The organism is Gottfriedia sp. NPDC056225, assembly GCF_042267765.1.
Taxonomy (GTDB): domain Bacteria; phylum Bacillota; class Bacilli; order Bacillales; family Bacillaceae_G; genus Gottfriedia.
Window position 1 is genome coordinate 117431 of record NZ_JBHJTJ010000002.1, and the last position, 25565, is coordinate 142995.

Here is a 25565-nt window from a genome sequence, read left to right on the forward strand (position 1 = left end):
GATAAAGAGCTTACTGAAGCTTATTATTCGATTTTCCAGAAAATATCATACATGTTGCAAAAGGTGCACTTTTACCTTCAAAATAAAAAAAGAACTTCTTCCAAAAAGAAAAAGCCCCTTTTATATCAGATTGCCCCGTATTATTTTGTAATCGTAACAATAACCCCATCTTTATTATTTCCCGATAGTTCGTACGAAGCTTTTTCGGGTAAATAAATATCTGTTGTTTTATTTTTAATAGGGTAATAATAAATTTCATATTTTTTTGAACCGATGTTTACTAATAAACTCTTCTTTTTTTTCAAGAAATCTAAATACTCTTCTAATGTAAAATTATTTTCTTTCATTATGGCACTATGAGGTAAGCCAACATAACGAAAATGCCATGGTTCAAATTGTATTCCCGTAATGTCTTCTTTTCCTTTCGGATAACGTAAAATAAATCCATATTTCCATGAATTTTGTTTTAACCACTTGCCCTCAGGTGCATAGTCCATTTTTGTTAAAGTTGAGCCTATATCTAAAGATAATCCTGAGTTGTGTTCACTATAACCAGCTGGTAATGCTATATCTGATCCTTTTTCCTCATAAAGTTTCTCTTGTTTACTATTATTACGATATCCGCTCGAAATCATAAAGTGATTAATACCTTTTAATTCAGCTGCGTCGATCATTTTAGAGAGATTTAGCGCTACATCTTTTGAAAGGCTCATAGAATTATCTGATAATACCATATTATCGGGTATTTTATTTTGAAATAAATTGATGATATCTGATTTTACACCTTGTTCTCGAATTTTAAGATTTTTATTAATTAATATTAAATTCCCTTGATAAATTTCTTCTTTTGAAACTTTTAATACGTGACTATACTTTTGTGTTGGCTTATTTAAAGTTTTATAGTTAACATCTTGATTGATTTTTTCTTGGAATAGTAGATAACAAATTAAAAGTGAGATCAAAAATAAAAAAAACTTCTTCATACCATAATTCCTCCTGATTCGTAATGTAACATTAGAATAGGAAAAACTGTTTAAGAAGAAGTGGTGGAAAATCTTAAATTTTTCTTAAGTTTCGTTGGAGATTGGCAATCTTACTTCAAAAATCGTTCGTATTACACTGCTTTCTACTGAAATTGTTCCTTTATGTTGCTCAACAATATTTTTAGAAATGAACAAGCCCAGTCCTGTACTATCCTCTTGTCCCGTTCTCGATTTATCGCCGGTATAAAACATTTCAAAAATATTCGGTAAATCCTCGGGAGGAATATGATCGCCATAATTAATGACTTGTACAACAGCGATTTCATTCTCAATTAAGCAATTAATATCTATATATTGCCCATCATTTCCATAACGTGCTGCATTCATTAGTAGATTTTCAAATACACGTGCTAATAGTGCACCATCAGCTACCATTTCTAATTTTGTATTGATATTTGTTCTTGCAATTAACTCGTTATTTGCAAAAACTGGATATAACTCTTCAATCAACTGGATAAGCAGTTTACTTAAATCAATTGTTTTATAGTCAAGTGGCAGCATTCCATAATTCATTCTAGTTACTTCAAATAGTTCATTAATCAAATGCTCTAAACGTTGCGATTTCTTAAAAGCAATCGACGTAAAATGTTTGACTTGCTCCTCCGTCAGTTGATCATCTTGAAGTATAAAATCTAAATAACCTAAAACTGAAGTTAAAGGCGTTCGTAAATCATGAGCTAAATTCAAAACTAACTGATCCTTGCTACTTTCTGCAAATTCTCCACGTTCGATTGCTTGTTTAAGCTTCTCACTCGCCATGTTCATATCCTTTGCAATCAGCTTAAATTCATCATTCGATGAAATATGTACACGACCTGTAAAGTCTCCAGTTGCAAGTAAATGAATCCCTCTGGAAATCTCTTTAAAATAGGAGTCATATGGCTTAATTAGAAAATAGAAAATGATAATTGCGATTATGAAAAAAATGATTAATATGAAATAAATGTCGCCAATATTTCTTATTAATTGACGTATTTGTGCTAAAGTCGAACCGAATGTAGCAGTATTTATGTAATAGAGTTGTAAGAACCTATAAAGTATAGACGAAATCAAACCGGATATAAGCATACTTATACAGACTAAAAATATCATTTTCGTTCTGAATTTAATATTAACCATGGAATTTATACCCTACGCCCCATACTGTTTTAATCCAACTATTTTTACTTTTTTCTTCTCCTAACTTTTTTCTCAACGTACGAATGTGTACCATTACTGTATTTCCGCTTTCGTAATACTGTTCTCCCCAAACTTGTTGAAAAATATTTTCTACACTGAATACTTTTTGAGGATGACTCGCTAAAAGAAATAGAATATCAAACTCTTTAGGAGTCAATTCAACAATTTGTCCATATAAAGTTACTTCTCTATGATCATGATCGATTTGTAACCCACCTGATTCAATAACAGATTTTTTACCTTTATCAGCCTGATTTAACTGCATCGATCTTCGGAGTTGAGCTTTTACTCTAGCAACTAATTCCATAGGATTGAATGGTTTTGTTAAATAATCATCTGCCCCCATAACAAGACCTGTAATTTTATCTAAATCACTTGTTTTTGCGCTCAAAAAGATGATTGGAAAATTAAAGTTTTCACGCAATTGTTTTAATACCTCATAGCCATCTAACTTTGGCATCATTATATCTAATATGGCTAAATCAATGGATTGTGAATTGATGACTTGAATAGCTTCATGTCCATCAAATACTTTGATTGCTTGGTAGCCCTCTTTTTTTATATGTAATTCAATGAGATCTGCAATCTCCCGTTCGTCATCAGCAATTAATATTCTAATAGGTTTCATCATTATTTCTCCTGTAAAAATTTTGCACTCTCATTATAGTATCAATTATTTTAATACTCAAGTTACGCTAAAATATTAGAAATAACCTTTTACAAAGTAATTTCTCAAATTAAAAAGATATTTTGCGAATTATTATATCATCTCTATCTCAACTAATCTGTGACAGGTGCCAAAAAAACTAGAAGCCTGATTGAACTTCTAGTTTTACCTTACCATTCGCAGTGTATTATTTCTCGAGATAACTTTTTATAAATTCCTACCAATCGCTCTACCAGCTTGCCTTCCTGAAAATAAACATCCACCTAAAAATGTTCCTTCCATGGCGCGATAACCGTGTACACCACCGCCACCAAAACCTGCAACTTCACCTGCTGCATATAATCCAGGAATTGCTTCACCTAAAGGATTTAATACGTTACCATCTAAATTTGTTTGTAATCCACCAAGTGTTTTACGACTTACAATGTTTAAACGAACTGCAATTAATGGACCATTTTTCGGATCTAAAATTTTATGAGGAGCTGCAACTCGAATTAATTTATCGCCAATGTAATTTCTAGCTCCTCTTAAAGCAGTAATTTGTAAGTCTTTCGTAAATTTATTATCCATTTCACGGTCTCTAGCAACTAATTGACGTTTAATTTCATCAAATTTTAGTAAATTTTCGCCTGTTAAATTATTCATCCCTTCAACAAGCTCTTCAAGAGTGTCAGCTACAATAAAATCTTCACCCTTCTCCATAAAAGCTTTAACAGGTGCTGGAACTCCTGATGTAGCCCGTTTTAAAACTTGTTTAACACTTTTTCCGGTTAAATCTGGATTTTGCTCTGAACCAGATAATGCAAACTCTTTTTGAATAATTTTTTTCGTTAAAATAAACCAAGAATAGTCAAAACCAGTTTTTTGAATCGCTTGAAGTGTTCCTAATGTATCAAAACCTGGGAAATTTGGCGCAGGAAATCGTTGTCCACGTGCATCAAACCAAATTGATGATGGACCTGGAAGGATACGGATACCATGATTACTCCACACTGGATTCCAGTTCTTGATGCCTTCAGTATAGTGCCACATTCGATCGCGGTTAACGATTCGCCCACCAGCATTTTCAGTGATAGAAAGCATTCGACCATCTACATGAGCTGGTACACCAGATATCATCTTTTTCGGTGGGGTTCCAAGTCGACTTGGCCAATTTTGGCGTATCAAATCAAAGTTCGCTCCAATACCACCACTTGATACTAATACTGCCTTTGCTCCATATTTAAATTCACCAATCATTTCGCGAGAGCTATCTTCTCCGCGTTCAACATTACTTGGCTCTAATAATGAACCACTTACCCCCACGACTTCTCCGTCTTTTGTTAATAGTTCATCAACACGATGACGAGACCGAAACTCAACTAAACCCTTTTTCATATGCTCACGTACTCTTCGTTCAAAAGGTGCAACAATCCCTGGCCCAGTACCCCAAACAACATGGAATCTTGGTACCGAGTTTCCATGTCCTTCTGCTAGATATCCACCACGCTCAGCCCAACCGACAATCGGAAAGAAACGCACTCCCATATCATATAGCCACTGCCTTTTCTCACCTGCTGCAAATTCAACATAAGCCTCTGCCCATTTCTTTCCCCAATAATCTTCATCATCTTCTCGATCAAAACCAGCTGTTCCGAGCCAATCCTGCCAAGCTAATTCCTTCGAATCTTTAATTCCTAATCGACGTTGCTCAGGAGAATCTACCAAAAACAATCCACCAAATGACCACCAAGCCTGTCCACCTAATGATGCTTTTGGTTCCTGATCTAACAACAACACACTCTTTCCTGCATCAGCAATCTCAGCAGTTGCAACTAAACCGGCCAATCCTGCGCCAACAACGATTACATCAAATTTCTCCATTATAAATTCCCCTCCTTCTTAACCTTCTAATCTATCAAATGAAAGACAAATAATTTTCTAAATTTTCAGTTATAAATTAAATAATACAGCAAAAATAAAAAGAATAAAAGGACAGAAAGCCCGGTTCCACAGAACTTCCATCCCCTTACTCTATTACTGTATATCCCCTGAACTAATGTACATTTTTCTTTTTAAATCTTCCACCACGTACTTCAGCTATATCTGAAATAGCTAAAAATGCTTTTGGGTCGATGTCATCGACAATCGTTTTAAGTTCTGCTTCTTCTAGTCGAGTAATAACACAATAAATTACTTTTGTTGTTTCTCCGGAATAAGCACCAGAACCATTAATGTATGTAACACCACGGCCCATTCTAAAAAGAATTGCTTCGCCAATATCATCACTTTTATCACTAATAATCCACGCTGATTTTGATTGTTCCAAACCTTCTACAACAATATCAATCGTTTTAAATGCGACTAAATAGGCAATTATTGAGTACATTGCCCGATCCCAGGAGAAGATAAAGCCAGCTGCTCCTAAAATAAATAAGTTGAAGACCATTATGATTTCACCAACGGAAAAAGGGATTTTACTATTAATAATGATCGCAAGAATTTCAATTCCGTCTAGTGCCCCACCAAATCGAATCGCTAATCCTACTCCTACACCTAGAACCATTCCACCGAAGATTGTTGCAAGTAGAATATCTTCAGTAAAAGCAGGGATATGATGAAACATACTTGTAAGGTATGAAAGTACCGTAATACCTAGAATCGTTGAAATTGCAAAAGTTTTCCCTATCTGTTTATACCCTAAATAGAAAAATGGTAAGTTTAGCACAAAGAGAAATACTCCAAGTGGAAGACCAGTAAGATGGGAAACCATAATTGAAATACCCGTTATTCCACCATCTATAACATCATTCGGAACTAAAAAAATTTCAAGACCAGTCGCAACAAGCAACGATCCTATAAGCATAGCGATTACTCTTTGTAAAATTTTCATTTTATGCGATTTTCCATTTGTTGTATGTACCGCTTCTGCCATCTCGAATACCGTCCTAACTTTAATGTAAAATTTTTCTACATTTTAATATTTGCTCTTTAGCCCAATTTATACTTATAAGTTTATTACTAGACATTCACAATTTGTTCAAATATAATTAGCTAGACAACTATTTTAATTAGCTAGCTAACTAATTTTTAGGGGAGACTTTTTTATGCGCAAAAAACAGCCTTTCTTTTTTTTATTAAATCAAACTACTCGTCAGTTTTCGAAATCATTTAATGAGCATCTTGTTCCTACTGGATTGTATTTAGCACAGTGGTCAGTTATTCATTATATTCATTTGCATGGGCCATGTACGCAACGAACTATATGTTCCAGTTTAAATATTGAGCCACCAACACTTACACGTACACTTCGTAGGATGGAAACATTAAACTTAATCGTACGAAAAGAAGGAACTGACAAAAGAGAAAAAATGATTCATTTAACTGAAAAAGCTATAAGTCAATTTGATGATTGGAAAGAAAAAATCATCTCTTTTGAGGATGAAGTAATTAAAGATATACCTGATGAAGAGCTTGATATTGCACTTCAAGTTTTTCAAAAAATGATGAACAATATGAAAGCTTCGGAGGTAACTAAACAGGGGGAATAAGTTTGGAAAACGAACGTTTATGGACAAAGGATTTTATTAGTGTTAGCTTAAGCGGTTTTTTTGTATTTTTAGTATTTTATACGTTAATGGCAACATTGCCGATATTTGTTATTGATAATCTAGGTCAAGAAGATAGTAAAGTCGGACTGGTCGTCACATTTTTCCTTATAGCCTCAGTCGCAATTCGCCCTTTTGCTGGGATATGGCTTGATACGATCGGCCGCAGAAAAATATTAATAATTTCATTAGTTTTCTTTACTTTAACAACATTTATCTATCCATTTATTAATAATTTTGCACTATTACTATTATTACGATTTGCCCAAGGGATTGCATTTGGTCTCGGAACTACTGCAACAGGGACAATTGTTGCTGAAATAGTACCAGTTACCCGCAGGGGCGAAGGGATGAGTTATTATAGTTCTTCAATGATACTTGCAATGGTTTTTGGTCCTTATCTTGGTATTAACTTAATGAATCAATTCACCTTCCATATTTTGTTTTTTGTTTGTGGCTTTTTTGCAATTATATCGTTGATTTTAGGCCTACTAATTGCAATTCCTAAACAAACATTAAAAGCAAAAACTCGAATTAAACCATCACAATTAATTGAGCGCTCAGCATTACCAATCTCAATTACCGCAGCAATAATCTCTTTCGGTTACAGTGGTATCATTTCATTTATCACATTATACGCAAAGAAATTAGGTTTTGTAGATGTTGCTAGTTTCTTTTTTATTGTTTATGCAATATTCATTTTAGGTTCTAGACCTTTTACAGGGAAACTATTCGATCAAAAAGGTGCAAATATTATCGTATATCCTGGTATCGTTTTATTTACGATTGGTCTAGTCGTATTGAGTTTCTCGACTGTACCAACAATCTTTTTATTTTCCGCTGCTTTAATCGGTCTAGGCTACGGTTCAATTGTACCTAGTTTTCAAACATTAGCGATTAACACAGCTGCCCCTGCAAAAAAAGGAATGGCGACTGCAACATTTTTTATGTTTTTTGATGTAGGTATGGGTATTGGCTCTTACGTACTTGGAATTATATCTGCAAAAACTTCATTCCATCTTATGTATGTAGTAACCGCAATTGCTGTAATATCGACTATTATAATTTACTATTTACTACACGATCGTAAACAAAGAAAAACTATAAATATTGAAAAAGCAGCTGCATAAAAGTATTAGACCCACCAAATTAAAACATGGTGGGTTTAATACTTTTACATCGATATTCCTTTATCTACAACAATAATTTTAACTTTTACTTTTAAATTCGATTTTTGATATGTGTCAAACCAATGATTTTCATTTTTTTTCCAATCAGAATATTGAAATGAATGAGCAAGTATGCCAAAACCAACTGGATCAACTTTATCTTTTTGAAAAGAGTGGACTAGATTATTCAATTGTTTTTGTAACTTCTTTTCTATTTCATTTTTTAATACTGTTTCCGAATGGTTCGTTAATCCAATTGGCGATTCAGTAATCATGATCGGTAAAGTCAAGTTTACAATAAAGCTATAACGACCATTCGAATATTTTTTTTCAATTTTTCGCTTAACATCTTTAATATAAAAACTAACTTCTTCATCAGTAAAAACATCATCATCGTCGCTTTTAAATTTCTTTAAATCTAATGCAACAACTAATTGCCCTTCTATATGATCTTTTAATATTTTTAACATCTGAGTTTCTTTTAATGATAAAGTTCGATTATACAAATTATTATTCGTTAACAATGTCGTTCCGTGAACTACTAAATGATTATCTTCTACTGCTAACTCGGGTGCAAAAGGAGTTATTCCCTTTTCATAATACATCTGGTGAATTTTTCGTGCAGTCGTCCGAAAGGCAACATTTCGAAAATCAGCTGTTTGTAGTAATTGTGGAATATAGATTGGTAACTCTGGTTTATCCTGTGCTTTTAAATTATAAACGCTAGAAAGAGGGCCATCTACAAAAATAATATCTGCATTCAATCTAAATTTGGGATCTCGAAAAAACATATCTAAAATCGAAAACCAATTTTTATGTTCTAGTACTTTTGATCCTATTAAAATTGCTTGAATTTTTCCACCTGCAGTTACTCCACTAGCTTTAGAATCAAAATAATTTCTAGATTCTTTAATGGATAGTGTTTGCACATTAAAATGTTCTGTTTTCACTTTCGTTTGTCCACTAAAGACTGGGCTCGCCATATATACTTCGACTTTATTTTGATCATTTACATCAATTCCTAAAATCATCGATAAAGTGACGTCTTCTATATTAACTTTTCCTCTACAACCAGAAACGCCAATTACTAAAAAGATGCTAAGTAAACATACTTGAAAATATTTCAATTGTTTTTCACCTTGCTTAATCTATTTTTTATTAGACCGCCGATTAATAAGAGTATAGGAATTCCAATTGTGATGTATAAACCGTAAATCATAATATTATGTAAATGATTAGTCGTATTTGTAAATGTTGGAACTTGTATAAATGTAAGTATGATAATTAAGATAAAAAGAATCAGAATTACAATTGGAAATAGTTTAAATTTAAATAACTCTGATATTCCATTCATTCCTGCCCAAATATACGTTACCCATGTTTTCGAAATAATCATTAAAAATAAAGAGAATAATATGAAATCTAGTCTCTCGACATATTGGAATTCTATAACACTTAAAATGTCAATTACCGGTTCAAATGTCAGTTTGATTTCATAAGGGCTGTATATAACGAAGCAAATGAGTGTTACAAAAATATAAGTAAAAGTCGTCAAAGCATTTCCAATAATAACTCCTTTTATCGCTTTCTCCTTCGACTGTAAATATGGATAAAGAACTAAAATTAATTCTATACCAAGAAATGAAGTCGTTGTTAAAGGGATTGTTTTAAAAATTGGCATCCAGCCATTCTTAACAATTGGTAAAATAAAATTAATATCGGCATCTTTAAGCGTGAATAGGAGCATGAACAAAGTAAAAATAGCAATTGGAAAAATCGCTTCGATATACTTTGCAATTAAGTGAATTCCACCCTTGATCAATTGATAGGTTGGAAATAGAAATAAAACTAATAAAACATCAACTTTTTCTTCTTGAAGTATATAGGATTGTATATACAAAATCGATCTAATTAATACGAGATAACCTGCATATAAGAAATAGATTGCCTGTAAAAAAACTACAATTGAGCCAATTACTTTCCCTAAGTAAAAAGTAAAAAAACTTACGTAATTTAAAGTAGGAGCTTTCATTCTTAATTTAATAAATAAAATGCTAATCAAAGTTGAAATTAAGCCCCCAAAAAGAATTGCAATCCAACTACTTGTCCCTGATTTGTCTGCTAGTTCTCTTGGAAGAGACAACATACCAATTCCAACTTGAATACCAAAAATCATTAAAATAAATTGAAATTGTGTAATTTTTGATTTCGTAATTATCATGTAGAATCCCTTCTAACATCCTATTCTTCATTACGTTTGCTTTGTTTTTTCCAAAGAATTCTTAATGGTACTCTTATGAATGTGTCCATAAATGCCCCACGATTAACAGGAGAGAAAGGCAAAGTATACGGTTTGTTAAAACTAGATAAGCTTAACCCATGAATTATAAGAACCATTGTACTTACGATCAAACCAATTAAACCAAAAAGTGAAGCCATAATCATAACAGGAAATCGAATGACTCTTAAACTAGATGCCATTTCATAATTCGGAATAATAAATGACGAAATTGCTGTTATGGCCACAACTATTACCATGATGTTACTAACAATACCCGCTTGAACTGCTGCTTGGCCAATTACAATTCCTCCTACAACGCCAACTGTAGTACTGATTGGGGATGGTAACCTAATAGCCGCTTCTCTTAACATTTCTAATGTAAGCTCCATCACTATCGCCTCAAATAAAGGATCAAATGGAACTTTTGCTCTAGATTCACCAATTGATAAAAGTAGTTTCAAAGGAACAATTTCATAATTAAACGAGATGATTGCAATATATATTCCTGGCAAGAAAATCGTAATAAAAAATGCAGCAATTCTAAGCATTCGATTAAATGAAGCAACAATCGCTCTTGAAGTATAATCATCAATCGTTTTAAAAAATATTGCAAAATTAATTGGTAAAATGATAACTTCAGATGAACAATCGACTACTATAACAACTTTTCCTTCAAGCAATGATAATGCAGCAACATCCGGTCGTTCAGTAGTTAAAAATTGAGGAAATGGTGAATATGGATTCCCTTCCATCAATTGTGCTAAATGATTAGCACTTAGTAAGTTATCAAGATTTAATGAAGATATTTTTTGATTAATACCTGAAAGTAAATCTTCATCAACTAAACCATCGATATATGAAATTGCAACGAGAGTTTTATTTTCTTTACCAAGTTCAGTTTGTTTAATCTGAAAATCGCGATTTTGGATAAGTCTACGAAGTAATGCTATATTTGATTGATATGTTTCAACAAAAGATATTTTAGAGCCTTTTAATGAATTATCAATACTAGGAGGCATATATGACCTTTGTGGCCAATTTTCAGTCGAATACACAAATGAAATTGGATCGCCTTCAATTAAAAGAATGCTCTTGCCTTCTAGAATGAATTTTTCAATTTCTAATATTTGATTTGTCCGTTCAGTATTATTTGTAATAAATAAATCAGTTTCATTTACATTTGAATTCGTACTAATAGTATTGATAAAATGAGCTATTTTTTTCTCATCAACTAAGCCTGACAAATGAAATAACATAGCTGATTTATCATTTATTATTAATTTTTTCTTTACGAGATCAGAGGTAGGAAAAACTTTTTGAATAATATTAATGTTTTCTATTAAATTTCCTTCAGTATGAATAACGGAAGAACGTAAATTGTATTTTCTTAAACGCTGTTTTTGTTCACTTGAATAATCCACTTAATCTTCCAGCCTTTCATAAACTTCCTTCTTACTATCAGCTATTCAGTTTTATCATAAAGAACCTATTTTATACTTGAGAAGCTGGTAAGTAGGATAGGTGGATTTAACAGATAAGATTCGTTAAAATAACTATTAATTGTTGTAATGGAGGAAAATAGATGGCGATCTTGACTACTTCAAAATTTAATCAATATAAAAAGTTAATATCTTCGTTACCTCCTTCACTTGAAACTAGTACATTAATAAATGAAAAATTTCTAGTTGATAAAGATGAGAAGAAAAATTTAGAAATTTATTATGCTCCTTTTGAGTATATAAACGATCATGCAAGAGTCATAATTGTAGGAATTACTCCCGGCTTACATCAAATGAAACAATCATATTCCACAGTGATTCGTTTAAAAGATGAACAAATTGATGATGAAGAAATTTTACATGAAGTTAAAAAGAATTCAAGCTTTCAAGGTCCGATGAGGAAAAATTTAATTACTATGTTAGATGAATTAGAATTACATAAATACCTTGGATTGAATTCAACTAGTGAACTCTTTAGTACAGCTAGTCACTTAGTTCAAACAACCTCCGTTATTAAATACCCTGTTTTCTATAAAGGGAAAAATTATAATGGTTCAACACCTGATATATTAAAAACAGAAATACTTAAAAAGTACATAATTGAAAACTTTGCACCGGAAATCGTAAGACTAAATCATCCCCTTATTATTCCGTTGGGAGTCAATGTTTCAAAAGTCCTGACCTATCTGACAGCAAATGATTATTTAAATTCGGCCTCAATTTTATCCGGCTTTCCTCACACTTCTGGCGGAAATGGGCATCGACATAAGCAGTTTGCGGAAAACAAAGAAGAAATGAAAAGAAAAATCAAATTATATTTTGAGGAGTAATACTATGATCTTACATATTATTGAAAACAAAGAGTGGCAAAATGCAATTAAAGAGGGAGAATATTCCCCTGCTAGTTTAAATACTGATGGATTTATCCATTGTTCGACTTTAAAACAAACCGTTGAAATCGCAAACTTATTCTTTAAAGGTGCAACTGATTTAAAAATACTTTGCATCGATGAAAAAAAAACGAAAGCTAAAATTGTCTATGAAGATACTGAAAACTTCGGTCAATTATTTCCTCACCTATACGGAGTGCTAAACTTAGATGCTGTTTTTAAAGTAGTTGATTTTAATTCAAACGAAAATGGGGAATTTGTTTTACCTGGTGAATTAGTGGAGTTGGGATAATTGATAGATATTACGTAGTAGACATAAGCTCAGTGCCCCTTAGGTGCACTGAGCTTTATTTATAGTCTTCCTCATCATCATCACTCAACAAATCACTTAAAAACTTCTCCCTGTTTTGTAAAAAGTATTTTGTGATTTGATAATGATCTGTACTTTCATAATCAATTCTTGAAATCTCCCCATGATCAAAGCTTAATATATCGGCATCTGGGTATCCAAGTAGAATTGGAGAATGCGTGGCAATGATAAATTGAGAGTTTTCTATTTCTACCAAATCATGAATTATTTTTAAGAATGTTAATTGTCTAGCTGGCGAGAGCGCTACCTCTGGTTCATCTAGTAAGTAAATTGCCGTTTCATTAAATCGATTTAGAAATAAGGATAAAAACGATTCCCCGTGTGATTGCTTATGGAGAGACTCACCTCCATATCCGCGATACTTAAGTGGATCATCTATCTGGTCCAAATATGTAGCAAAATTGTAGAATGACTCCGCTCGCAAGAAAAATCCATTCGAAATTTTTGGCAACCACGAAAGTCTTATGTAATTACCGAGCTGCGACTCAGATGCAAAAACCTCATAATTATTATTACGTCCCCCACCCGCTGTATTAAAATCACATTTATCAGCAATTGCTTCCAATAAAGTAGACTTTCCAGAACCATTTTCACCTACAAAAAAGGTAACATTGCTTCTCAAATTAATTTCATCAAATGATTTAATGGAAGGAATGGAAAACGGATATTGACTAAAGCTCGTTATTTCATCGCGTAAAAGTGTAATTTTTTTTAAAAACATTCTCATCACCTAAGAAGATTATACATCGAAAATATATGATATTTAAATGTAAAAAACGCGAACACTGAGTGAATATTATTAAGCTGCGAACTTCGTTGATAATCCCGAAATTTCGTTAATCTATCGCTGAATCTCTTTGATCTATCGCTAAATCTATTTGAAATAGCGTTGAACTTCGTTGTTTTAACGCTATTTTCCGATGCTCCATCACTAAAACTGATTAAATGAGTTCCCTGCACCTAAGTGTTCACCCAACTCTTTCTTAAAATTGAAAAAGTCACAAGGAAAAGCAGATTCCTTGTGATTTTTCTTCATTATTATTAAAATACCGCACTAAGTGCATCTCTATAAATCACAATCGCTCTTACTACGTGAAAAATTGCTACTAGAATAATAGTTACTTCATAGGCTGATACATTAACTAATTCGAATTTCTTACGCAGTACAAATTTCCGAAAAAGTGCTGGGAATCCTTCATTTAATTTTAAGCAAATAATATAGAAAACTAGAATGACAAAGTAGAGAAAGAATCCCATGTCAGAATACTTCCAGTTAACTAGATTAGCAAATACGCTACATAACCAAATAATTAATCCATTCACAATAAAGGCAAAAATCCAATTGGAGAAAGAGGATGTTGTATAGATCGTTTTCATCAAGATCACTTCTCCTTCGTATCATCTGTAGTCAATTTTTACGCGGGTAGTCGTTGTTTTATGCGTGTATTAATTACTTTAAATTATTTTTTTTATATAAAGTTTTGTTTACGTTTTTTTCACATAATTGTACTGACTGTTAATTCCATACTCATGTTAAAATGAAAATATACTGACTAGAAAAAGGATGAACCACTATAAATCTACAAGAAAAGGTAAAAAACCTGCCGTTATCTCCTGGCGTATATTTAATGAAAGATTCAAAAGGGCAAATACTTTATGTTGGAAAAGCAAAAAGTTTAAAAAAGCGCGTGCAGTCTTATTTTCAAAATTCAAAAGGACATTCTCCAAAAGTGAAAAAGCTTGTCACTCATTTAAAGGATTTTGACTATATTTTGACTGATACAGAATTTGATGCTTTTATGCTTGAATGTCATTTAATAAAAGAAATTAAACCGATGTATAATCGAATGATGAAAAGTCCTCAATCATTTATTTACTTAGTCATCAACTTAAATAAAAAAGTTCCTTCATTTGAAATTAGCTATGAACCTATTGAAAAAGAAAACGAGTTAATATTTGGTCCTTTTACAAGTAGAGGCACTGTAGAAAGAGCAATTACTGGCATTAAAGAATGTTTTAAAATTAACTGTGGGCATTCGAGCATTAAAAATAGCGCTTGCTTAAACTATTCACTGGGAACATGTAATGGTGTTTGTTTAGGTGGTTCGGCTATTGATGAATACAATTTGGTTATTGATCGGGTTATTCGATTCCTTAGTCGAACTGACATTAATCTCCTTGAAGAGATGGAGGCAATGATGTTAGCGGCATCTGAACAATTTGATTTTGAAGCTGCTGCTAAATATAGAGATTGGATTGACACGGTTAAATCACTTCTTAATAAAGAAAAAGTGATTGAATTTACTGAAGAAAATAATCATATTATTACAATTGAAAAGCTAAAAAACAACCAATTCAAATACTTTCTGATTAACCGTACTCAAATATTGCAAAGTGAATTAGTTCAAATTCACGACAATTCATTTGATCAGCTCGTTGATCAAATACATTCCAATGCTTTAACTAACTTCAAAAGCGTTAATGACCCTTCGTCATTAGATGTGAGCCGTGACGAAATTGATGAGGCCCAAATTATATACAGTTATTTAAAAAGCAATAATTGCAAATATCTAATTGTACCTAAAAGATGGCTAAGCTCTAAAAGTACTAAATTACAAAAAGAACTTCAAAAATTAATTTATTCCTTTAAATAAAAAATAGGCTCGGGCATATTATACCCGAGCCATTTTTTATGCTTTTACCTTCTCAAACTGATTCCAGTTGATTGATTTCTCTAACAAAATTGAAAGTATAACGCCCATAATTAGTCCATTTGTTAAAAATGGTTGAATAATCATTGGAAGATTGCCAAACGTTCCAGGAGCAATATTCATCAAACTTACTCCAACTAAAACTGGTGCTGCAAGCCTAAAGATTGTATCTGATGTAAAAACTTTTCCCTTCGTACTACTAAAGGCTGTTCCAAATAATTGAAGATATGCGACAAATAGTACTGCATTTCCAACAGTTACAGGCATTGTAGCTAAGAATGAAATTAAAGGTGGAACAACTCCAATTATTGCTAATAATGCTCCTCCATAAATAAATGGTTTTCTTTCATAAATTTGCGTACTTTGTAAGAATCCAAGTGATGATGTAAATGGAGTATATGGAACGATTCCAAATAATGCAGCAATAATCGTAAAACTACCAGTTATTAATAATGAAAAGCGATAATGTTTTGTTCCCGCTTCTTCCTTTAACAAATCTGATGCAGCTTTTATTGATGCAAATGTATTGCTTAAATTCATAATTCCCGCAAAAAACGAGATAGCGATTATTCCAATTTGTAAATTAGGTGCTCCTATTGGGAATAAAGAAAAATGAGCACTTGCTGAACCTACTTCTTTTACATCTGATCCAAATAAAATCGCGTAGAAAAACCATCCTACTATTATGCCAATTAATATTGAAAAATTGCTGATTATTCGTGATCCTTTTAATTTTAGAATACTAACAAATAACACGATACATATAGAAAGTAAACTGACTGACAAAGTGATTTGACCTTTATTCGTGATTCCAAGCATGCCTTTAAAGAAAACGAATATAAGCTGAAATGAAAGTAGGAATAAATAAACTGTCATAACCATTGGAGTAAAGATTTTTTGAAGAAATGAAATCATATTAAATGCAGATAAAAGTAATGTTACAATTCCCGCTGCAATAAATCCTGTTGCCATGCCTCCCCCAATTTCGGTATAACTTAGTCCAAACGCCGAGGCAGATAATCCTAAATTCAGCATTACACCCCATAATAATCCCGAATGCCCTTCCATAACTGGATACTTATGACCAATCCATCCTTGTAAGACAGATGCAATACCAGTGAAGATTAGTGAACTTCTGATTGTGCTTTCAATAACATCTGAAGGCAAATGAAATGCAGCTCCTATCGAAATAGGGACTACAATTGTATTCGCAAAAATAAAAAATAACCATTGAACCGATGAAAAAAGAGTAGTAGAAACCCTCAGGTTTTTCATAGTTTCCTCCTCCTCTTGCTTTAAAAATTCTTTGTTTCTTTTATATAAAATGGTTCTTTAATCGCCCTTTTCCATTTTAAAGAAGTTGAAAGAAAAACTCCAATAATAATGAGCGCCCCACCTAAAAATTGAGGTCCTGTTATATTATTTTTTAAAACAATCAACCCAACTAGCATAGCAATAAATGGTTCTAAATTAAGAAACATAGCTGCTTTTGATGCCCCAACAATTTGTATTTGATGGTTCCAAATTAATGTACAAACTCCATGCATTATAATTGCTGTTACAATTAATAGTATCCAAGGTAGAGCTTGATTACTCATAGTGTGAGTTGTTCCTGAAAAGAGAGCAATCGGTAGTAGACCACCAAAACCGATTAAATTTGAATATAGTGTAATCGTTGTTGAATCATAGGTTTCAGTTAGCTTTTTAATCATAATAATTGAAATAGAAAACGTAAGCATAGTTAAAAAAATCCAAATCAAACCAATTGTAATTTCAAGCTTTTGTCCGTTTGTAATGACAAAGAATACACCTATAAAAGCTATAATTGAACCAATTACAAAACCTTTAGTTAGTCTTTCCTTTAAAAAAATTGAAGCTAAAAAAGATGTAGTAAGAGGAGCAAGAGCAAGTATTAATGCAGAAGTTGTTGGATGGGTTGTTTCTAAAGCGGAATAAAATGACCATTGATTAATACAAGTACCAATTAACCCTAGTAAAATAATCATAAACAAATCTTTTTTCTGAACCATTTTCCACTTTTTCTTCACTAGTGCATAGAAAGCGATAAAAAATAATATAAAGCATAATCTTAACGCTGACAATAAAATGGGTGAGAATTCTTTTACTAGCAATGCGCCAAAAATAAAATTACTCCCCCAACAAATTACACAAAATAGTAATAATAGATAAGAACGAACCATTTTACAGCCTGCTTCCTCGATAATATTAACGATCCGATTGGTGGAAAAAAGAGACGTAGTTGCACTTATATGTAAAATTGGAAAATACGTCGATTTTTCTTCACCATTACAAATGTATACTTTCTTAATGTAAAAATGGAAAAGGAAATCTAGAAGATTCTAGAGATCCTTTTCCCGATAGGCATTTTTCTAAATTTGTTCCAATTTTTACCGGACAGGTTATAATCTTTAAGTGTAATGTTTGGATGTTTATTTCCTTGGGGAGGCTTTTGGCATCCTTTTTCGCGTTGATAAAACTAACCTATTTTACTTCTCCAAATTACTCTTACAATACGCAGTCTTTTTTATTTATGAATTAATTTCTCTTCGCTTAAAGAACCGCTCACAATATTTCCACTATAAATTACTGCTTTACGTTCTGCTCGTCTTGCAACAGCCTCTGCAGAACAGCTTGCTTCTACTAAAACTAGATTTGCAGAATCACCTATTTTTGGCCACACTTGATTTCCGTTTGTATCTAGCGGAGTTTTTCCACCCGTAATATATTTTAATGTTTGACCTAATGAAACTTCATCAATCCATCTAAATCGTTCAGCAAGTCTTCCCGCTCTTTCAAGAATATCACCTGTTCCTAGTGGTGACCAAACATCAAAAATATTATCATTACCAACTGCTACTTCCACACCTCGTTCATTTAATAAATCAACTGGAGGCATTTGTCTATTAATTGGTACACTTGTGACAATCGAAATTCCTGCGTCTCTAAAGCTATTTGCAAGTTCGTATGCTTCCTGTCTTGGAACATCACCTATTCCAAATGCATGGCTGATTGCTACTCTGCCTTCCCAACCTGCTTGCTTCGTAAATTCTACAATACGTTTCATCGTAAATGCACCTAGATGACCTGGATCATGTAAATGAATATCGATGTCCGCATCAGCTTCAACCGCTAAATTATAAAGTTGATATAGCGACTCTTCAATATTTTGGTCTACAACTGCAGGGTCAACTGAACCAACAATTCCTGCTCCATTTCTTAATGCTTCTCTCACATAATTGAAAGCATTGGATCTTAATAAACCATGCTGAGCAAATGCAACAACTTCGGAGCTAAGACGGTTAGAATAATTAGTTAATGCTTGTTCAACTTGTTCTAAATTTCTGATCCCAACTTCTGGATAAATATCAACATGTGTTCTCACATGTGTAGAACCAGAAGCTAAAAGGATTTCAAGTAAAGCCTCTGCGCGCTCCTTCGTACTTGACGCAATCGTCGGTAAAGCCATTTTTTCATATTCAAATCGTTCAATTACACTAGAAGTTGGAGTGCAAGCTCTCCACACATCTCCCATTAATGTCTTATCAAGATGTACATGCTTTTCAATAAAAGATGGTAAAACAAGTAATCCACCTGCATCACGAACTGTAAATTCATTTGTAATCGACGCTTCATCTTTTGTTATTTTAGTAATTTTTCCATTTTCAATTAATAGATGAAATAATTCAGTAGCAGTACCTACTACTCTATCGTTTTCTTTTTCGTAGCCAATTTCTAATCGAGCATTCTTTAACCAATAGCTAGATATCATGAAGTTCACTCCTTCTTGTAATTCTTCTATTTACTTCAAAGCAGATTCATAATTCAGTCCACCGTAAACAATATTTCCATTCGCAATTACAGCAGCACGTTTTGCTCGTCTTGCTACAGCTTCAGCAGAACATGATGCATCTACTAAAACTAAATTTGCTTCATCTCCAACCTTTGGCCACAATTGATTTCCTTTTTCATCAAGAGTCTTTAAGCCACCAGTAATAAATTGCAATGTTTGAGATAGCCCGTACTCATCTTTCCAATTGTATCTCTCAGCTAGACGGCCAGCTTTTTCTAACATATCTCCAGTTCCATGTGGTGACCAAGAATCATAGAAACCATCACAACCTAAAGCTACATGTACACCTTTTGAATGAAGTAGATCAACTGGAGGCATTACTCTGTTAATCGGCACAGTCGACATTATCGACACACCTAAGCTTGCTAGCTTACTAGCCATTTCAGTAGATTCATTTATCGGTACATCACCAAGTGCAAATGCATGACTTACGGCTACGCGATTATGCCAACCAGCTTGTTCGATAAATGAAGTTAGTTTTTGTATTGTATAAAAACCAAGATGACCTGGGTCATGTATATGAATATCTATATCAGCATCAAACTGTACCGCAAGATCAACCATTTCAAATAATGAAAGCTCAATATTTTGATCAATGCCACCAGGATCTAGCCCACCGACAATGGTCGCTCCCTCTCTCATCGCTGTTTTCATGAATGACATACTATTTGTTCGAAGTAATCCATGTTGAGGAAATGCAACAATCTCGTGTGTCATTTTATCCTTATACGTAAAAAGTGCTTTTTGAATTTCTTCTAAATTTTTCAAGCCGATATACGGATCAACGTTTACATGTGTTCGAACATGAGTTGCTCCACCTTTTAATAGTAGATGAAGCATATGTTCAGAACGATGCTGCCCCGTCTCCGCTAATTCAACTAATTCCGCAGCTTCCAAATTTAATCTCTCAACTAAATTTGCAGCAGGAATACAAGCCTTCCAAGGTAATCCAAGATAAGTTTTATCTAAATGATTATGCATTTCTTTAAAGGCAGGTAGAGCAAGTAAATTCTTTGCATCCTGCACAGGAAGATCCGTTTGCAATGGAAAATCAGCCAATTGTAATCTTTCAATTTTCCCATCAGTAATCAGTAAATTATAAAGTGTAGTCTCAGTACTTTCGACTCTTCCATTTTCAATAACAAAACCGCTATCAAGTTTTACATTCGTAAGCCAATATGATTGATTCATCTCATCACTCTCTTTAGTCAAGCTTAAACTGTTGTTGATTCAAGATTAGAAATTGAACCACTTACAACATTACCTTTAAAAATAACAGCAGCACGTTTGGCACGTCTCGCTACAGCTTCTGCACTGCAAGTAGCTTCTACAAGTACGATGCTTGCTTCATCACCAACATTCGGCCATGCTCTTTCCCCTTCATTATTTAAAGGAGTCACGCCTCCTGTAATAAATCCAAGACTATTATGAAGTGATTTTTCTTCAATAAATCTAAAACGTTCAGCAAGTCGTCCAACTTTTTCAAGATTATCGCCTATTCCAAATGGAGACCAATGATCTGTAATGCTGTCATTTCCTAATTCTACTTTTACGCCTTTTTCACTTAGTAAAGGAATTGGAATTGTTCTAAAAATTGGTACAGTCGAAGTAATCGAAATTCCTAAATCAGCAAATCTCTCAGCAATCGCAGTAGCATCTGGAACAGAAAGGTCTGCTAAACCACTCGCATGACTCACTGTAACTCTTCCTTGCCATCCTGCTTTTTCAGTTAATGTTGCTAATCTTTGCATTGTAAATAATCCAAGATGATCTGGGTCATGTAAATGAACATCGATATCAGAATTTGATTCAACTGCTATGTCCATAATCGTCTCAAGAGAGCGCTCAATATTTTCATCGATTGAAGCGGGGTCAACTCCACCTACTAGATTTGCTCCATATTTCATCGCTTCTCTAACTAGTTCAACAGAGTTACTTCTTAAAAGTCCATGCTGTGGAAATGCAACAATTTCGTGTGTTAATTTATCTTTATATCCTTCTAAAGCCTGTAAAGTAGCTTCTAAGTTTTTTAATCCGATAACCGGGTCAATATTACAATGCGTACGAATATGCGTCGCACCGTGACTTAGTAATAAATCAAGCATCTTTTCTGCTCTATCTTTAGCAGTTGGTAATAGTTTAGGTAATAAAATTTGTTCTTCTTCAATACGTGTTCTCACACCATTAGTTGCAGGCATACACGCTTTCCAAGGTCCACCATAGTAAGTTTTATCAATATGAATATGCATCTCTTTAAATGAAGGAACCATTAGAAGGCCTTGCACATCATATTGCGGTAATTGATCAGTTATTACTTCACTAGCTAATTGAATAGCAGCGATTTTTTCATTTTCAATTTTCACATTGTACTTTCCAGTTGCCGTTCCGTTAATTACTTCATTGTCATTATAAGTAAAACCATTTTCTAGACTCACATTCGTTAACCAATATACTTTTGACAATCTACTCACCCTTCCATCCCACTTTAAATTTTGATTCTATTTCCATTATAAATCTGTTTAGAATATTTTGATTTTAGTATGTTTACATATTTTTAAACTATTTTTACTAGTTGGTTTATATTTATTAAAATGTAGAGTAGGAACTTATTACTCAGTTGAACTAAGAATTTTCCATTAAATAAGTAAACTCAGATTGATTTCCACTACAGGATACTCTCTTTCAGGGGAGCGAGCTTGCCTCCTCCTCAAATATATTAGGAGTGGGGTATATCTGATGGTCTTTTTATTTGCAGTTGATTTTATTGATCTTTTTCCATAGATAATTACATTGTTCTATCTATTTTTTATTCGTTTTGGCACAGATTGAAACAGATTTGCTATTTTTTCATTTAAGAATCAATAAATTTATGGAAGTTTCATTGCATTATCCCCTACCTTGTATAGGTAATACTCAATCTTATTTGCGATTATTGGAATTTTATTTGCAGTCTGTTGTTTATTTGCGATTCACCTTTTTTATTTGCAGCTCTTCCTTCCTTATTTGAATTCTCAGATATTCCTAAAACTACTGTTTCCATAAAAAAAGAGGGAATCCCATAATTTATTGGGATCCCCTCTTTTCATATAAACAAAAATTATTACTTAATCGTCACGTCATTAATCTCTAAATAACCTGAAGGACTAATTGAGAATCCTTTTACATTTTTTGAGATTGCTGCGACATTTTCGATTACTCTTACTGGAATATATGGAGCGTCATCCATTTCGATTTCTTGCGCTTTTGCATAGATTTCTTTGCGTTTTGTTTCGTTTTTTTCTTTTCGACCTTCATTAATTAGGTCATCTACTTTTGGATTGCTATAGAAGAATGTGTTTCCAGCCGCTCCGCGTGAGTCTGAGTGGAATAGATTGTACTGATTGTAATCAGCATCTCCTGTTGCGTTTCTCCAGCTAATGATAAACATTTGTGATTGACCTTTATTTACTTTTTCAACGAATGAACCGTATTCCATCACTTGTACTTTTAAATTAATGCCGATTCCTTTTAATTGTGATTGAAGTACTTCTGCTAAATTTACTCGTTCTTTGCTATCCATTGTAAGAATTGTGGCTTCAAATCCATTTGGGTAGCCTGCTTCTGTTAATAGTTTTTTAGCTTCTTTTAAATTGTAATCATAGGCTTTTAATTGATCATCGTATCCGAATACTTTTGATCCCATTGCGGAGTTCGCTTGTTTACCGACGTTATTAAATACCCCTTTAATAATTGAATCCATTTCAACAGCATGAGCAATTGCTTTACGAACACGTACATCATTAAATGGTTTTTTCGTTACATTGAAACCGATGTATTCTGTACCGAATCCTTCACTTCGATAGACTTCCATTGCAGAAGATGATTCAACTTGGTCCATTACTGCTACTGGGAGTGGTTCAGCAATTTGAGCTTCTCCTGTTTCAATCATGGAAATTCTTGTTGAGTCTTCTGGAACTACTTTGAATTCAACTTTATCGATTTTCGGTTTAGTGCCCCAGTAATCTTCATTTTTAACTAATGTAATTTCTTGACCAGGAGACCATGATTCAAATTTAAAAGGACCGGTTCCGTTTGGCTCTTGGATAATATTTTTTCCATATTTATCAATCGTTTTAGGACTTATAATGCCACCTTCATGGTTTGCTAAAATCGAAAGAAGTGGTGAAAAAGGCTCACTTAAAATAAATTGAACTGTATATTCATCAACTACTTTCACTTCTTTTACCATTTTGAATACAACCGCTCTTGGCGATGCTACTTTTGGATCTAATAAGCGATCAAACGTCTTTTTTACTGCTTCTGCATTAAATGGAGTGCCATCGTGGAATTTTACACCATGCCTTAGTTTAAATTCCCATGTTGTATCGTCGATTTGATTCCAAGATTCTGCTAACAATGGTTGAATTTCATTGTTACTATCACGTTGTACAAGACCTTCATAAATTTTATGATGAGTAATACTCGCAGCATTTATAGTAGACATAAATTGCTGATCTAAATTTTCTGCATCAGACTGCCGAGCAATTACTAGCGTATTTCCTCCATTTGAATCATGTGCTTGTCCATTTGTTTTTGTCCCAACATCTTGATTAGATGAACATCCTGTAATTGTCACTGCAGAAAATAATACTAGACAAAATTTACCGAATCCCGATTTTAATTTCAATGGCATTGCCTCCCAAGTATTAGTTTGTCTTACAAATATTTATCTAATTATATAAAATATTCTGATAATTATTTTTGAATATCTTTACCTGTTTTTTCAGTATCTTTACTAGTTTTTCATTTTTTTGCTTCTGCCTACTCTAGTGAATTGACTAATTTAAATGATGATGGAAATAGTTCATTTTCAGGAAGTTGCTCGTAATCTCTTTCCATATAACCTTTTCTCATCTTATTAAAATAGAATTGTGCTTTTTGCTTTAAATCTTCCATATCAAGATTAGGAATCACTTGATCTTCCATCACGATTTTTCCATTTATAATTGATAGTTTTACATCTCTGCCTGAACCACTTACAAACATTGTTCGAATTGGATCATCCATAACGCCCATGTGAAATCCATCTAAATCAATCGCAATAATATCCGCTTTTGCACCAACAGCAATTCTTCCTAAATCTTCCCGATTAAGAAAAGCCGCTGCTCCTAAGGTAATAGAATTAAAGAAATCAGCGTATGTAGATCCTTCAACTTCTTTTTCAACAAATCTTGAAAGCATACTACCAGTACGTACATTTTGAAATATGTCTGGTGGGAAAGTGTCGGTACCTAATGCAATATTGATTCCTTCTTTTCTATATTTTGCAAATGATTCAAGCCCTTCTCCATGTCTTCCTATAATAAGGGGACAATGGATGACAGTAGTATTTGTTTCTTTCAGAAGCGAAATATCATTATCAATATTGTAATTGGCTCCACTATAGCCTGATACAAAATGAGCGTGTGGAATGCCTGTATTTGGACCTAAAAATCCAAGATTATATAAATATTTAATTGGTGTAACTCCGTGTTCTTTTAGAATTGTATTAAACTCAAAACTTCCTTGCGCAGCATGAAGCTTGATAGGAACATTTAATTTTTCACTGTAATATTTTGTTTTTATTAAAATTTCTTCAGTCTGTGTTTCAATTCTTTCTGGGGCTAACATCCCTCGGATTAACCCGTCAAATGCGCCATCGAAGGTTTCAAAAAACCTTATCGCTCTGTCTAATCCTTCCTCGCCCGCTTTTTCATCCCAATGCATTTTAATCTTTCCATCTGGCTCGACTACTCGAATTCCTGCTTGATAGCTTGGTCCAAGATAAATTCTCAACCCTAGTTTTCCCGCATGGTTCGCTGCGGCTTCTAACTCTTCAAAAGTTTCAGCCCAATTTTTATAAAAAACGGATGTAATCGGCATGGCCGTAGTAATTCCATTTAAGATTAGTTGAGAATAAGCATATAAAGATTTAAATGCTTCCTCCTCTTCACTCATTAGTTCATGATGTCCCTCTTTTACGTATTGTTCAGACCAAAGGAGATTTTTTTGTCTATTTGATTTCGCCTCTAAGTGCAAAATATCATGATCAATGTCACCTAGAGCGTTTAAATCAATAAAACCAGGACTAAGGATCGCATTTCCTACGTCAATTACTTGATCTACTTCATCTAAATAGTTTTTTCCAACAAATAAAATCGTGTCCTTTTCATAAACAACTTCTGCATCTTCCAATATGACATGTTCACTTCCATTAAAACCAATTACGTATCTTCCTTTTAGCTTCGTTTTCATTCTTTTCTCCCTTCAAAAAAAGATT

General features: G+C 33.2%; 22 protein-coding genes. 5 read left to right on the forward strand and 17 right to left on the reverse strand.

What is annotated here, in order from left to right:
- Positions 1-140: 140 nt before the first annotated feature.
- The 5 genes from ACFCYN_RS02705 to ACFCYN_RS02725 form a co-directional block, all read right to left on the reverse strand.
- Positions 141-983, reverse strand: a complete 843-nt coding sequence (locus tag ACFCYN_RS02705) for a M15 family metallopeptidase (RefSeq protein WP_172447488.1) — start codon at positions 981-983, stop codon at positions 141-143.
- A gap of 84 nt (positions 984-1067) precedes the next feature.
- Positions 1068-2162 (reverse strand): HAMP domain-containing sensor histidine kinase, encoded by a 1095-nt coding sequence (locus ACFCYN_RS02710; RefSeq protein WP_375947368.1) that lies wholly within the window; start codon positions 2160-2162, stop codon positions 1068-1070.
- Positions 2155-2850 carry a response regulator transcription factor gene (locus ACFCYN_RS02715; RefSeq protein WP_098120499.1) on the reverse strand — a complete coding sequence of 232 codons (696 nt, stop codon included), beginning with the start codon at positions 2848-2850 and terminating at the stop codon, positions 2155-2157. The genes ACFCYN_RS02710 and ACFCYN_RS02715 overlap by 8 nt, the downstream gene beginning before the upstream one ends.
- A 246-nt stretch (positions 2851-3096) precedes the next feature.
- Positions 3097-4752 (reverse strand): FAD-binding dehydrogenase, encoded by a 1656-nt coding sequence (locus ACFCYN_RS02720; RefSeq protein ID WP_375947370.1) that lies wholly within the window; start codon positions 4750-4752, stop codon positions 3097-3099.
- A gap of 172 nt (positions 4753-4924) precedes the next feature.
- Positions 4925-5803, reverse strand: a complete 879-nt coding sequence (locus tag ACFCYN_RS02725) for a YitT family protein (protein WP_172447485.1) — start codon at positions 5801-5803, stop codon at positions 4925-4927.
- 172 nt (positions 5804-5975) lie between these two features.
- Between ACFCYN_RS02725 and ACFCYN_RS02730 the strand changes: the two genes are divergently transcribed.
- On the forward strand, positions 5976-6419 hold the full coding sequence (locus tag ACFCYN_RS02730; protein ID WP_172447484.1) for a MarR family winged helix-turn-helix transcriptional regulator: 444 nt from the start codon (positions 5976-5978) through the stop codon (positions 6417-6419).
- A gap of 2 nt (positions 6420-6421) precedes the next feature.
- Positions 6422-7606: an MFS transporter gene (locus tag ACFCYN_RS02735; RefSeq protein ID WP_172447483.1), complete on the forward strand. Its 1185-nt coding sequence runs from the start codon at positions 6422-6424 to the stop codon at positions 7604-7606.
- 44 nt (positions 7607-7650) lie between these two features.
- Here the strand turns inward: ACFCYN_RS02735 and ACFCYN_RS02740 are convergent, their stop codons facing one another.
- The 3 genes from ACFCYN_RS02740 to ACFCYN_RS02750 are packed head-to-tail and all read right to left on the reverse strand — an operon-like array spanning position 7651 to position 11347.
- Positions 7651-8772, reverse strand: coding sequence for a Ger(x)C family spore germination protein (locus tag ACFCYN_RS02740; protein WP_375947373.1), 1122 nt, complete (start codon positions 8770-8772; stop codon positions 7651-7653).
- Positions 8769-9866 (reverse strand): GerAB/ArcD/ProY family transporter, encoded by a 1098-nt coding sequence (locus ACFCYN_RS02745; RefSeq protein WP_172447481.1) that lies wholly within the window; start codon positions 9864-9866, stop codon positions 8769-8771. Before ACFCYN_RS02745 ends, ACFCYN_RS02740 begins: the two co-directional genes overlap by 4 nt.
- A gap of 20 nt (positions 9867-9886) precedes the next feature.
- Positions 9887-11347, reverse strand: a complete 1461-nt coding sequence (locus ACFCYN_RS02750) for a spore germination protein (protein WP_172447480.1) — start codon at positions 11345-11347, stop codon at positions 9887-9889.
- Positions 11348-11508: 161 nt separating this feature from the next.
- Between ACFCYN_RS02750 and ACFCYN_RS02755 the strand changes: the two genes are divergently transcribed.
- Both ACFCYN_RS02755 and ACFCYN_RS02760 read left to right on the forward strand, forming a co-directional pair.
- Positions 11509-12255, forward strand: a complete 747-nt coding sequence (locus tag ACFCYN_RS02755) for a hypothetical protein (protein WP_172447479.1) — start codon at positions 11509-11511, stop codon at positions 12253-12255.
- 4 nt (positions 12256-12259) lie between these two features.
- On the forward strand, positions 12260-12607 hold the full coding sequence (locus ACFCYN_RS02760) for a DUF952 domain-containing protein (protein ID WP_375947376.1): 348 nt from the start codon (positions 12260-12262) through the stop codon (positions 12605-12607).
- A 55-nt stretch (positions 12608-12662) separates the two neighbouring features.
- Here the strand turns inward: ACFCYN_RS02760 and ACFCYN_RS02765 are convergent, their stop codons facing one another.
- Together ACFCYN_RS02765 and ACFCYN_RS02770 are read right to left on the reverse strand one after the other, a co-directional pair.
- A complete protein-coding gene (locus tag ACFCYN_RS02765; RefSeq protein WP_375947378.1) occupies positions 12663-13406 on the reverse strand; it encodes an AAA family ATPase in 744 nt (247 codons plus the stop codon).
- Between the two features lie 320 nt (positions 13407-13726).
- A complete protein-coding gene (locus tag ACFCYN_RS02770; protein WP_172447475.1) occupies positions 13727-14065 on the reverse strand; it encodes a hypothetical protein in 339 nt (112 codons plus the stop codon).
- Positions 14066-14286: 221 nt separating this feature from the next.
- Between ACFCYN_RS02770 and ACFCYN_RS02775 the strand changes: the two genes are divergently transcribed.
- Positions 14287-15339, forward strand: a complete 1053-nt coding sequence (locus tag ACFCYN_RS02775) for a GIY-YIG nuclease family protein (RefSeq protein ID WP_375947519.1) — start codon at positions 14287-14289, stop codon at positions 15337-15339.
- Between the two features lie 36 nt (positions 15340-15375).
- Here the strand turns inward: ACFCYN_RS02775 and ACFCYN_RS02780 are convergent, their stop codons facing one another.
- The 7 genes from ACFCYN_RS02780 to ACFCYN_RS02810 form a co-directional block, all read right to left on the reverse strand.
- Complete coding sequence (locus ACFCYN_RS02780) at positions 15376-16671, reverse strand: uracil/xanthine transporter (protein ID WP_375947381.1); 1296 nt, start codon at positions 16669-16671, stop codon at positions 15376-15378.
- 20 nt (positions 16672-16691) lie between these two features.
- Positions 16692-17597: a DMT family transporter gene (locus tag ACFCYN_RS02785; RefSeq protein WP_172447473.1), complete on the reverse strand. Its 906-nt coding sequence runs from the start codon at positions 17595-17597 to the stop codon at positions 16692-16694.
- 344 nt (positions 17598-17941) lie between these two features.
- Positions 17942-19186, reverse strand: coding sequence for an amidohydrolase (locus ACFCYN_RS02790; protein ID WP_375947383.1), 1245 nt, complete (start codon positions 19184-19186; stop codon positions 17942-17944).
- Between the two features lie 30 nt (positions 19187-19216).
- Positions 19217-20458 carry an amidohydrolase gene (locus ACFCYN_RS02795; protein ID WP_375947385.1) on the reverse strand — a complete coding sequence of 414 codons (1242 nt, stop codon included), beginning with the start codon at positions 20456-20458 and terminating at the stop codon, positions 19217-19219.
- A gap of 23 nt (positions 20459-20481) precedes the next feature.
- Entirely contained in the window at positions 20482-21729 is a 1248-nt protein-coding gene (locus tag ACFCYN_RS02800; protein ID WP_098120482.1) for an amidohydrolase family protein, read from the reverse strand.
- A 638-nt stretch (positions 21730-22367) separates the two neighbouring features.
- Positions 22368-23933: a glutathione ABC transporter substrate-binding protein gene (locus ACFCYN_RS02805; RefSeq protein ID WP_375947388.1), complete on the reverse strand. Its 1566-nt coding sequence runs from the start codon at positions 23931-23933 to the stop codon at positions 22368-22370.
- A gap of 134 nt (positions 23934-24067) precedes the next feature.
- Positions 24068-25540 carry an amidohydrolase family protein gene (locus tag ACFCYN_RS02810; protein WP_172447469.1) on the reverse strand — a complete coding sequence of 491 codons (1473 nt, stop codon included), beginning with the start codon at positions 25538-25540 and terminating at the stop codon, positions 24068-24070.
- Positions 25541-25565 lie beyond the last annotated feature (25 nt).

Coding starts and splice junctions, on each gene's coding strand:
- ACFCYN_RS02705 (WP_172447488.1), bottom strand. CDS start 983: ATGAAGAAGTTTTTTTTATTTTTGATCTCACTTTTAATTTGTTATCTA.
- ACFCYN_RS02710 (WP_375947368.1), bottom strand. CDS start 2,162: ATGGTTAATATTAAATTCAGAACGAAAATGATATTTTTAGTCTGTATA.
- ACFCYN_RS02715 (WP_098120499.1), bottom strand. CDS start 2,850: ATGAAACCTATTAGAATATTAATTGCTGATGACGAACGGGAGATTGCA.
- ACFCYN_RS02720 (WP_375947370.1), bottom strand. CDS start 4,752: ATGGAGAAATTTGATGTAATCGTTGTTGGCGCAGGATTGGCCGGTTTA.
- ACFCYN_RS02725 (WP_172447485.1), bottom strand. CDS start 5,803: ATGGCAGAAGCGGTACATACAACAAATGGAAAATCGCATAAAATGAAA.
- ACFCYN_RS02730 (WP_172447484.1), top strand. CDS start 5,976: ATGCGCAAAAAACAGCCTTTCTTTTTTTTATTAAATCAAACTACTCGT.
- ACFCYN_RS02745 (WP_172447481.1), bottom strand. CDS start 9,866: ATGATAATTACGAAATCAAAAATTACACAATTTCAATTTATTTTAATG.
- ACFCYN_RS02755 (WP_172447479.1), top strand. CDS start 11,509: ATGGCGATCTTGACTACTTCAAAATTTAATCAATATAAAAAGTTAATA.
- ACFCYN_RS02760 (WP_375947376.1), top strand. CDS start 12,260: ATGATCTTACATATTATTGAAAACAAAGAGTGGCAAAATGCAATTAAA.
- ACFCYN_RS02765 (WP_375947378.1), bottom strand. CDS start 13,406: ATGTTTTTAAAAAAAATTACACTTTTACGCGATGAAATAACGAGCTTT.
- ACFCYN_RS02780 (WP_375947381.1), bottom strand. CDS start 16,671: ATGAAAAACCTGAGGGTTTCTACTACTCTTTTTTCATCGGTTCAATGG.
- ACFCYN_RS02785 (WP_172447473.1), bottom strand. CDS start 17,597: ATGGTTCGTTCTTATCTATTATTACTATTTTGTGTAATTTGTTGGGGG.
- ACFCYN_RS02790 (WP_375947383.1), bottom strand. CDS start 19,186: ATGATATCTAGCTATTGGTTAAAGAATGCTCGATTAGAAATTGGCTAC.
- ACFCYN_RS02795 (WP_375947385.1), bottom strand. CDS start 20,458: ATGAATCAATCATATTGGCTTACGAATGTAAAACTTGATAGCGGTTTT.
- ACFCYN_RS02810 (WP_172447469.1), bottom strand. CDS start 25,540: ATGAAAACGAAGCTAAAAGGAAGATACGTAATTGGTTTTAATGGAAGT.